General features: G+C 44.3%; 12 protein-coding genes. 10 read left to right on the top strand and 2 right to left on the bottom strand.

Annotation, left to right across the window (positions count from 1 at the left end; genetic code table 11):
* Positions 1-303: 303 nt before the first annotated feature.
* Complete coding sequence (locus tag GL182_RS22605; protein WP_163382077.1) at positions 304-720, bottom strand: GxxExxY protein; 417 nt, start codon at positions 718-720, stop codon at positions 304-306.
* 442 nt (positions 721-1162) lie between these two features.
* Between GL182_RS22605 and GL182_RS22600 the strand changes: the two genes are divergently transcribed.
* From GL182_RS22600 to GL182_RS22570, 8 genes are all read left to right on the top strand, one after another.
* Positions 1163-1561, top strand: a complete 399-nt coding sequence (locus tag GL182_RS22600) for a (deoxy)nucleoside triphosphate pyrophosphohydrolase (protein WP_163382075.1) — start codon at positions 1163-1165, stop codon at positions 1559-1561.
* A 57-nt stretch (positions 1562-1618) separates the two neighbouring features.
* On the top strand, positions 1619-2944 hold the full coding sequence (locus GL182_RS22595) for a S8 family serine peptidase (RefSeq protein ID WP_163382073.1): 1326 nt from the start codon (positions 1619-1621) through the stop codon (positions 2942-2944).
* Between the two features lie 5 nt (positions 2945-2949).
* Positions 2950-3180: a hypothetical protein gene (locus GL182_RS22590; protein WP_163382072.1), complete on the top strand. Its 231-nt coding sequence runs from the start codon at positions 2950-2952 to the stop codon at positions 3178-3180.
* Positions 3181-3350: 170 nt separating this feature from the next.
* Entirely contained in the window at positions 3351-3593 is a 243-nt protein-coding gene (locus tag GL182_RS22585) for a hypothetical protein (protein WP_163382070.1), read from the top strand.
* Positions 3593-3988, top strand: a complete 396-nt coding sequence (locus tag GL182_RS22580; protein ID WP_163382068.1) for a type II toxin-antitoxin system VapC family toxin — start codon at positions 3593-3595, stop codon at positions 3986-3988. Before GL182_RS22585 ends, GL182_RS22580 begins: the two co-directional genes overlap by 1 nt.
* Before the next feature lie 751 nt (positions 3989-4739).
* Entirely contained in the window at positions 4740-5045 is a 306-nt protein-coding gene (locus GL182_RS24535; RefSeq protein WP_410492724.1) for a GldL-related protein, read from the top strand.
* Between the two features lie 305 nt (positions 5046-5350).
* A complete protein-coding gene (locus tag GL182_RS22575; protein ID WP_163382066.1) occupies positions 5351-5650 on the top strand; it encodes a hypothetical protein in 300 nt (99 codons plus the stop codon).
* 53 nt (positions 5651-5703) lie between these two features.
* Positions 5704-7092 (top strand): BNR repeat-containing protein, encoded by a 1389-nt coding sequence (locus GL182_RS22570; protein ID WP_163382064.1) that lies wholly within the window; start codon positions 5704-5706, stop codon positions 7090-7092.
* Positions 7093-7493: 401 nt separating this feature from the next.
* On the opposite strand, the gene GL182_RS22565 is transcribed toward GL182_RS22570, so the two are convergent.
* Positions 7494-8024 carry a CIA30 family protein gene (locus GL182_RS22565; protein WP_205603717.1) on the bottom strand — a complete coding sequence of 177 codons (531 nt, stop codon included), beginning with the start codon at positions 8022-8024 and terminating at the stop codon, positions 7494-7496.
* Between the two features lie 387 nt (positions 8025-8411).
* On the opposite strand from GL182_RS22565, the gene GL182_RS22560 reads away from it, so the two are divergent.
* Together GL182_RS22560 and GL182_RS22555 are read left to right on the top strand one after the other, a co-directional pair.
* The gene (locus GL182_RS22560; RefSeq protein WP_163382063.1) at positions 8412-9167 is read left to right on the top strand and encodes a helix-turn-helix domain-containing protein; all 756 of its coding nucleotides are present in this window, start codon (positions 8412-8414) and stop codon (positions 9165-9167) included.
* 366 nt (positions 9168-9533) lie between these two features.
* Entirely contained in the window at positions 9534-10907 is a 1374-nt protein-coding gene (locus GL182_RS22555) for an FAD-binding oxidoreductase (protein WP_205603716.1), read from the top strand.
* Positions 10908-10953: the final 46 nt, after the last annotated feature.

Below are 10953 nucleotides of genomic sequence, written 5' to 3'. Positions count from 1 at the left end.
CCTTATGTGGTTTCTTTTAAACCAAATAAGGCATTTAAGAATACATAAGCATTATCGCAACCCCTTCCATGTCCTTATGTCCCTTATGTGGTTTTTTTAAACCATATAAGGCGTGTAAGTACACATAAGCAATATCGCAATCCCTTCCATGTCCTTATGTTCCTTATGTGGTTCCCCTTAAACCATATAAGGTCTTTATGTACATATAAGGATTTCCATGCTCCCTTTCATAAGGTCCCTTAGGTGGGTCATTTTTTTAACATATATGGTTTTCTAACAGCCAACATCCTATAAGTATCCTAATCACTCATCCTCAAGATCTCTATATAGTTCATTTACGTATGTCTTCTGGCCCTCGTTAAAGATATGGCTGGTATTAAAATTAATCAGCAGGCCTTTCGGGGAGTTTAATAATTTCATGTAGGTGATAAGCTGGGCTTCGTGAACAGGTAATACCTTTTCTACTGCCTTTAGTTCCACAACCAGAATGTTTTCAACCAAAAAATCACAACGTAATGCCGTTTCAACGGTGAGGCCTTTATAGATTGTAGGTACCGATATCTCGGACTGAAAGCGCATGTTTCTCAGACGAAACTCTTGAATCATACATTTATGGTAGACACTTTCAAAAAGCCCAGGCCCAAGGGCTTTGTGTACCTCGATAGCGGCCCCATTAACCTGATATACCAGATTGGTTAAGAAATGCTTGGTTATTCTCATTTCTTCAAAATTTTAGACCCTAATAAATTTAAATCTTTCCCCCAAAAAATAGCAAATTATCATTGGTTTTTTTTAACCATATCAGGCTTATAAGTACACATAAGCAATATCGCAACCCCTTCCATGTCCTTATGTCCCTTATGTGGTTTTCTTTTTAACCATATAAGGCATGTAAGTGCACATAAGCAATATCGCAACCCCTTCCATGCCCTTATGTTCCTTATGTGGTTCCCTTTAAACCATATAAGGTCTTTAAGTACATATAATCAGTTTCGCAACCCCTTCCATGTCCTTATGTCCCTTATGTGGTTTTTTTTTAACCATATAAGGCAGGTAAGTACACATTTGCAGTATCGCAACCCCTTCCATGTTATGTTTCTTATGTGGTAAAAATTTTAAATCATTTGAGGGTATTAAGTGCATATATACTACCTTCAACACCATGATATGGGTTACCTGTGCGGTCATCCGCAATTCACAACATCAAATCCTGGCGGTGCAACGGTCCGAAAAGATGCGCATGCCCCTCAAATGGGAATTTCCCGGAGGAAAAGTGGAAGCGGGAGAGACCGAGGAAGAAGCCCTGATCCGGGAAATTCAGGAGGAACTGGGGCTGACCATCCAACTGGAAAAAAGAATGCAGCCCGTACAGCACGATTACGGGGACCTTGCCATTTGCCTCGTGCCCTTTTGGGCCAGGATCGCTGCTGAAGCGCCGCGGCTGGCGGAGCATGCCGCTTATCGCTGGATGCCGCCAGAGCACCTGCTGGACCTGGACTGGGCAGCAGCAGATATACCGATAGTAAGACAGATTCAGGAAGCAAAGGCTTGGCTTTTTTAAGGAAAAATAGGTAACTTTTACATCGGTACCAACAAACCTCAACCAAACCCCCTTCCCATGGATCCCTACACCTCTTTCCAAATTCCTTCCGGAGATCGTCCCAAGTACACGGGCAAAAAACTGGTCATGCTTTCCCCTGATACCAATATGAAAAAGATCGATGAGGAAGCCTCAGGAGCGGCCCTTCGGCTGGCCCCCTCCAGTGCCTATCGTAGTCACGAGGAAGATTACCAGAAAGCCTTTACAGAAGGAGACGGGATCGTATTCGAGAAATTCAGGGTAGCCGTAATCAACGCCAACCACGACGAGCAGATCAAATCCCTGCTCTACTCTCAAAGAAGTTTTCAATACGAGGAACCCGAACGCTATTTGTATGCCCTGGAAGAAGCTCGTAATACTAACTTCCTGTGGCAATTGATTTGCCGCATCTTTGGAATAAAAAAAGATCCTCCCGGTGCTAACCCGGGACCGGTCCCCAAAGATCCGCCTCCTGTAGCCCCTCCCGTTTTTGACAATACCGCAGAAGCCTATTGGGGTTTAAATGCCCTCGGTGCCTTGTCTTGTTCCTTTACCGGCAAAGGGGTAAAGGTCGCGGTGTTGGATACAGGTATGTATCTGGCTCACCCGGATTTTTCGGGAAGAGAGGTCGTGGCGAAATCCTTTATACAGGGAGAAACGGTGGATGATGCGCATGGCCACGGTACCCACTGCGCTGGTATCGCCGTCGGAGGAGTTCGGGGAAGCAGCGGCATCCGCTATGGGACCGCCTCGGATGCTGGCTTGTACATAGGGAAGGTGCTTTCCAATGAGGGGGTAGGTAGTGACAGCGGTATCCTGGCAGGAATGGAATGGGCTGTGTCAGAGGGCTGCAGCGTGATCTCCATGTCCCTTGGTGCTTCGGTAGAGGAAGACAGCCGCTATTCCAATATTTACAACGAGCTTGCTGGTATAGCCATGGATATGGGTACCCTGATTATTGCGGCTGCCGGAAACGACAGCCGCCGCAGCCAGGGATTGATCCGGGCGGTCAATCATCCCGGCAACTGTCCCAATATCATGGCCGTAGGGGCTTTGGACCGCCGTTCGAATGTAGCCGATTTTTCCTGTGGGGGCCTGAACCCCGATGGAGGGCTGGTAGACATTGCCGGGCCCGGAGTAGAAATATTCAGTTCCTGGAAACTTCCCCAGGAATATGCCATCATCAGCGGTACCAGCATGGCCACCCCCTTTGTTGCGGGTGTGGCGGCGCAGTTGCGGGAAGCCTTTCCCGAAGCTACAGCCCGGGAGATATGGGATAAGCTGGTCAGCCAGGCCAGGCCTTTGCCTTTACCCGGACGCGATGTAGGTGCCGGTCTGGTACAATCTCCACAGCAAAACGAGTAACAGCCATGAAGCGAAACTTTATCGCATCTATCGAGCGCGGATCGGAGCCCCAAATAGAGCAGATCGCAAAAGACCTGCAGGACAGGGGTTGCACCATCCACCGGATTTTAAAGCTTGCCGGCATTATCAGCGGCTGCAGTTCCGGAAAGGAAAAGGACCTACAGGAACTCAAAATCCAGGGCATCCGGCACATCGAAGAAGACCGGCAGGTGCGGGCTTTGGGAGGGGAGGAGTAATCCCGGCGATGGGGTTTTTTCTACGGCTGTTTCGTGTCGAAACGGGTACCCCGGGCCATAGACCCCTTCCGCAGGCAGGTTCATTGCTAGTTTTCCGCAACACAAAAAAAGATCACGAACCTAAATTTGAATATTTTTCGTTAATTTGATGGACTTAAATTGGATTTAATATGGAAAGTAATAAGCTAGATAAAGCGGAAAATATATTTCGGATGGTTAGGAATTTGAGTGCAGATGTAAAGCTCGACCTAATAAGCAAGATCACTAATTCTCTAAAAGGGGCAAAAAAAGAAGTGAAGGATGATTCCTGGAAGAAGTTATTTGGTGCATGGGAATCTGAAGAAAGTGCTGAAGAAATCATAGAAGAGATTAGAGCAAGTAGGCATACTAACAGGCAGGTTGAGGATTTGTAATGGATTATTTGCTAGACACCAATATCTGTATCTATTTTCTTAAAGGTAGATATGGCCTCGTTGATAAAATAGAAAGATTGGGATTCGAAAATTTTTTTATTTCCGAAATTACTGTTGCAGAATTAAAATACGGGGTTGAAAAAAGTACCAACCCAGACAAGAATAGACCAGTAATTAACGAATTGATTGACAGCTTTAAACAGCTGCCAATTTATGGAGCGCTTGATATTTACGCCAAGGAAAAAGCAAGACTCAAAAATAAAGGAAATATCGTAGATGACCTGGACCTATTTATTGGTGCAACAGCGATTGAAAATAATATGGTATTAGTGACTAATAATGAAAAGCATTTTGATCGTCTCCAAAATATAAAAATTGAAAACTGGACGAAATAGTAAATTACCGCCGAGATCAATGCAAACAGGTTATTAGGCATCTACTTGTTGTTCAATCACGGCAGCCATAAGGAACTAAACGGTAGACGGATAGGTTGCCACCATCAAAGGCCAAACCCCAACATTAGATTTGAGCCAGCAGGCGGACTCCGGCAAAAAAAATTAGAATATAGATTGGCCAGGAAAGAAAACAGCTCTGGAATTGCCCACCGGATCCATGCCCTGACCTTTATACTGTCTTCCCTTGTGGCATTGATTTTTATTCAATTAAAATTTAGTTATGAGGCCATTTTTTGTGGATTGGGCATACCTCTCCCAGACAGATAACATTCAGGAGTTAATGATTGGATGGTCCAAGGGGCCAAATGGTCGGAGGAGGACTCTTTTTGGGCAAGCGCTTAAGGCTGCTTGCTGCCCATTGGGATTTTTTTGCGAAACTGCGTCTAACGCTAAATGAAGCCTGCTAAATTGATGCAGGTTGTTTTGATAGGGCTTGCTTTCTCGCCTGCCGGATTTCCCGGTCGGGCTGCTTGCCATATGCCGGATGCGAAAAAAAGAGCACCTCCCTATACCGAAAGGGCATAGTAAATGAAAACAGAAGTTGGCCTCAATGGGATTTTTTCTATATTTAGGGAGTTTTGATTTAGGTCCATAAAAGGAAACTAACTGCAATGGCTGCGGTTAGCCACTAGTTAGGGGTATTTAAAGAAACGAATCTGAAAGTAAATAAGAACACTCGAAATTGGATACTATGGAAAATCAAGACTTTAAAATTGGAATTAAAATGGTATGGTTTCTAGTAATGGGAAACTTCTTATTGACTGTGCTAGGGGCGTTAGCTAAAATTCAAGATTGGGAATTTTCGCAACTCTTTTTGACTGTTGGACTGATGCTTTTCTTCTCTACATGGATAATAATCTTAAGCGACATGGTGAAAAACAAAATCTACAATAAGACATTTTGGATTTTGACAATGTTTATTATACCTACTATTGCGACAATATTTTATCTAATCCAGAGAAACAAGCTCTTAAGACTTGGTCAGAGATTTTCATGACAGACTTTGAAAAAGGGAAAAACGACACACCAATAACTAAACATTCTTGTTTAATAGTTTTTATTTACTTATTTAAGATTTTTGGAGCGAATATATGGCAGTTCTCACTATTTAAGCATCGCTGTCCGGTTAAGCTAGCAGGTACTTTTTGTTTTCCTTCCTGATTTTGTTGAACCAGTTTGATAGGGACTCCTTTTGGTCAAAATAAATCCCTCTGCCGATCCGCCCGCCCTTTCCTGATGACATTTTACGCGCTTTTCGATGACTAAGTAAAGTTGTTCTAATCCGCTGAAATGATGATAAAAATGGCTACAAAATTACAAAGGAAATGGAAAGGCCTGGTGCTTGCCAGCCTGATTAGTTTTAGCTGTGATACCGAAGACATAGACCCGGAACCTCAGGGCGAGGTGACGCTCTCTTCTCCTACGGTCGAACAGGACGGAAGCCTGTCTCTCAATGCCACCGCAGGCTTTGAAGCCGAAATTACCGGTCTGGAGGGCAACCCATCTCTTCGTTACGAATGGTCCCTGGCAGCCGGCAGGGGCACATTGATCGTGGAAAATCAAGAAATGGGCCACCATGAAATTTACCGCCTACCGGATTAGTGCTTTGAAAAGTGAAAATAAGGCGGCATATTCAGGATCAAAACGCCTGCAATATGAACCCAGTACCTATCTCCCTCTTTCTTATCCTGATTTCACTGCCTTGTTTTGGCCAAAGTCCCCTTGTTATCGACGATACCCACAAGACCGAAACGATCGTCGAGACCATCCCCATCGATTCCGTTTGGGCAGGGCATCCGGTTGGCTTTTCCCTGCTTACCCATAAGGACAGACAGTATATCTCCTACTACAATGCCAACCGCAACATGGTCGTGGGCCAGCGAAATCTCAGCGATCCGGAATTTGACCTGCACGTAATGCCAGCCACTTCCCGGGAAACGCATGGAGGTACCAGTACCGTGCTGGGCTGGGATAGTCATAATTCGGTGACCCTCGGCATCGACAAGGAAGGATTCATCCACCTGTCGGGAAACATGCACGTCCATCCCATCACCTATTTCCGCAGCACAGAGCCAAACGATATTTCCACCCTGCAGCAGCACATGGAAATGGTGGGCGAAAATGAAAAAAGGGCCACCTACCCGCATTTTATGAACACCAAAGAGGGCGAACTGCTTTTTCATTACCGGGATGGAGGCAGTGGTAATGGCAATGAGATCTACAATATTTACAACTGCGCCGCTAAAGAATGGACCCGCCTGCTGGACACCCCGCTGACGGACGGGCAGGGCGATATGAACGCCTACCAGAGCCAGCCCACCCTGCTGAAGGACGGCTGGTACCATGTCTACTGGGTCTGGCGCGACACCCCCGATTGCTCCACCAATCATGACCTTTCCTATATGAAAAGTCCGGACTTGAAAAACTGGTACAATGCTTTCGGAGAACAGATCGCCATGCCTGCCACCCTTGACAACAAGTCCCTGATTGTGGATCCCATTCCAGTGAAAGGAGGGATCATAAACCTGGCCGCCCGGATGCTGCTGGATGAAAACAACCTGCCCGTTTTCACCTATCACAAATATGGTCCCGAAGGCAACCTGCAGTTTTACACGGCCCAATTGAAAGCCAATGGATGGAATTACCGGCAGATTACTAATTGGGATTACCGCTGGGAATTTTCCGGGAACGGCAGCATCAACAGTGAAGTACGCATCAAGGACTTTAAGAAGCGGGCTGATGGGTATTATGAATTGGGATACTGGCATATCAAGCACGGTCATGGTACGATCCTGTTGAACGATAATTTTGAAAATGTGGGGAAGGTACTGAAACCCGCACCCTTTGACGAACAGCTGGAGGTAGCAGGCACTTTCCCCGGGCTGGAGGTGCGAACCGATGGGGATATCGGGCAGGCAGCGGAAAAGGGTGTTCGGTATGTATTGAAATGGGAAACGCTGAACCGGAACCGCGACCGCCCCCGGGAAAAACCCTGGCCGGCACCCAGTCAGCTGTATCTATACAAACTAAAGCAAAACGAGTAAAGCAGGAAGGACTTAGGGAGTGGCAGTGGGCGTAGGAAAATCAGTGCCACTGCCTGTGAGCCATTGGGCCGCACGAGATTATCACACCTGTTTTAACGTTGTCTTTACAAACAGATAAAGTCGTCTTTCGATGGTCTTTAAAGAAATGATGAGTATAATTAAATTCTGATAAAAAGTTAAAGTTAGGGGAAATACCCAAGGGTATTTGGTTAGATCATTCTGCGCCAGCTTGGAGTTTCTCACACAAGGGGGACCATTTAACAGAAGCGACAAAACCCAATTGCATTAAAAAAGAGAAGTGGGAATGCTATTTATGTTGCTGCAAACAAGGTTCCCATAAGAATGCCTCTGGATTTCTTGGTAATTATCACCCTCTCAGTAAAAACTGTGCCGATATTCATTTATTGATTTCGGTCCAGTTCGATCTTTTTTATTTCCAACCGAAAATCCTCTGCCTTTTTATTTGCTATCAAAAATCGTATTTCCTGGATGGTATCGGCAGAAAAGTTGGGCAAATCCAGTTTTTCCCCACGAAATACCGGCTCCATTTCATTCAAGGGAACCTCCACGGTTTCCCAGTCCCCGGTGGTTTGGAAAGTGTATATATAAGAAGCCTTGTCTTTTAGACTGGATTTCATCCTAAATTGATAGGCCTTTCCATCCCCTTTTAATAAAATAAGTGCCTTTTTATAGCCTTTAATGGTTTTTGTGGAAAAATGATATTGCAGGGAGGCAAAGCCACCATTGTTTTCCAGGGAGACCGTTCCTTTAAAAATAGCATTACCCTCGGCGCTCCTTTCAAGCTTACTACTGGAATTACCGCCCATCACCGCATCGTTCTCGATTTCCCAAGCCGACCAGTCCTCAGAAGCACTAAAATCAAATAAAAGTAATTTGCTCACCATCATTGCTATAAATACAAGTTGCCACATTTTTCTTTCAAAGTTAAGGTATATTCCAGTAAATCAAGATCCTTAGGTAGGAATCCATGCAAATCGGGCAACAGTGGGGCATGAAACCCGGAGAGAAAATCAAAAAAAAGTGAAGGAAAAGGGAATTCTGTTATGACCAGTATCAATTACCTTTGAATTTATGGCCTTTTTTCTTATATTAATTTTAATCGTTTCAATAGAGAATCATAAGTAATAAAGAATCATTGCTAGATCTTGATTTTACTAATACTTTGAAATCATTTCTTACCCACCCGCCAGGATATGGATCTGTATGAATTACAATTATCGAATCCGAAGCTTTTCCCTCAATTTTCTGTAAAAGATACGCTCGTTTTATATTACACATGCCCCCAGCGGGATGAGATAATGCAACTCTACTCCAAGCATACCCAGATCCTTTTTACATTAAGCGGTAAACGGATTCAAAAACACGGTGATCAAATATGGGAACACAGCACTGGAAAAGGTGAATTGCTAAAAAAATGTGCTTTTTTACAGGAACTACCTGCCGATTATAGTGGATGGGACACCTTGGTATTCTATGTGAAAGATAAATACCTCCGGTTTATATTTGAGGAGTTCAGATCCTATTTGCCACTGACTGATTTACCTGAACCAGGTAAGGAAATGATCGAAACATTTGAGATTGACGATCAGATCAGGAGTTGTTATACCAGCTTCCTCCCCTACTTTGGAAATAATAAACCAATTCCGGAGAGTGTACTTGAAAATAAGTTCAAAGAGTTACTTTTTAATATTTTCTCCAACCCAAAGAACAAACATATCCTCGCATATATCCTGAAAATTGTAGATCGGTATCAAACTCCGATTTGGGAAGTGATGGAAGAGAACTATTGGTACGATTTAAAACTTCAGGATTTTGCCAACCTGGCAAACAGAAGTTTGTCCACATTTAAGCGAGATTTTAAAAAGCACTACCAAACCACCCCTGGAAAATGGCTTACAAATCGTCGCCTTCAAAGAGCAAAAGCTTTTTTGGAGACCACCGATAAAACAGTTGGCCAGGTAGTCTATGAATGCGGATTTGAAAATTTATCACATTTCAGCAGGGTTTTCAAGAAAAAATTCCATATCTCCCCTTCAGCGTTTCAGAAACACTGAACCAATAAGTAAAGATTCTGAACTTTTCGGAAAAGCCTCGAAATCGTAGCGCCTGGACGGCTAAGCAAAGATTTTGATCTTTTGAGAAAAGCCTGTATATCAATGATTTTTTAAGTTGCATATCGAAAGGAAACCAATCATTGGGAGTTTATGCCCAAGATCAACGTCGATGAGATCAACTAGGGATTGCTGTTTATAGCATGTTAGGTGATGAATACATGCCAATTATTCAGAAAGGTTGATCCATAATCCAGGGAGTTTCATTCTAAATGAAAATTTCGAAGATCAGGCTTTCCTTGATCATTCAAAGATAGAATTATCAGATTCACATAAATAAATTACAAACCATATCAAACCAGTATAACTATGAAATCTACAATATCCATCAACCTTTTGAAAGAAAAACTAAACGGAGAGATCATTCTTCCAACGGATGACAATTACGATGAGGCTCGTGCCATTTACAATGCCATGATCGACAAATATCCTTTAATCATTGTGAAATGCAAAAACAAGGATGATGTAATCACATCGGTAAATTATGCCCGGGAAGAAGGGATAGAAGTATCCATTCGCGGCGGGGGACACAGCGGCCCGGGCCTTGCACTGGTAGATGAGGGATTGGTGATCGATCTTTCCCCTATGAAAAGCATTCGGGTTAATGCTGAAAATAAAACAGTCCGAGTGGAGCCCGGCTGTACCTGGGGAGAAGTGGATGCCGCCACGCATGAGTTCGGTCTGGCAACGGTGAGCGGGGTCAATTCTACAACCGGAGTGGCAGGACTGACACTAGGGGGCGGCCATGGATACCTCACCCGTAAATATGGCCTCACCATTGATAATCTCATCAGCGCTGAAGTAGTGCTTGCCAATGGGAAAATTGTACACGCAAATGAAAAGGAAAACGCAGCTCTATTTTGGGCATTGCGTGGTGGGGGCGGCAATTTTGGAGTCGTAATTTCATTTGAATACCGGCTTCATCCCGTGAAAAATGTAATTGCAGGACCCATGTTTTGGCCGATCGATCAACTTGAAACCACGATGAAGTGGTACCGCGACTGGCTGCCTGAAATGCCTGATGATCTGTATGCTTTTTATCTGATAGCCGAAGTGGCTGCAGCTGACCCTTTTCCGGAAGAGATTCACAGTGAAAAAGTGTGTGGCCTGTTATGGTGCTATACCGGCCCGAAGGACCAGTTTAAAGGATTTGTGCAACAGGCCCGTGATGTAGCTGAGCCGCTGTTTGAATTTACGGGCGAGATGCCTTATCCGGCATTGCAATCCATGTTCGATGCACTCTATCCTTCCGGACACCAATGGTATTGGAAAGGTGATTTTGTCAAAGAACTATCTGATGAAGCCATTCAAGAACATATAAAATTTGCCGAAGTCCCTACTCCTCTATCTACCATGCATCTCTACCCGGTAGATGGTGCCGTGCATAAGGTCGGAAAGGACGAAACGGCCTGGAGTAAACGTGATGCACAGTGGTCGATGGTGATCGTGGGTGTAGATCCCGATCCTGAAAATGCTCAAAAAATAAAAACCTGGGCACGGGACTATTGGAAAGCAGTGCATCCACACACGCTTGGCGGATCCTATGTCAATTTTATGATGGAAGAAGGGCAGGATCGTGTTGAAGCATCTTACGGTGATAATTACGAACGCCTGCAGAAAGTTAAAGCCAAATATGATCCGGATAACTTCTTCCATGTGAACCAGAATATCAAACCGGGGTGATTGACCAGTATGTTAGCAAAATATATTTAAACCCTAAAGAGTAAAA

Source organism: Cyclobacterium sp. SYSU L10401, assembly GCF_010993705.1.
In the GTDB taxonomy this organism is placed as follows: Bacteria; Bacteroidota; Bacteroidia; order Cytophagales; family Cyclobacteriaceae; genus Cyclobacterium.
Note: the sequence above shows the minus strand (reverse complement) of the source record. Positions and strands in the feature narration are given on the sequence as shown.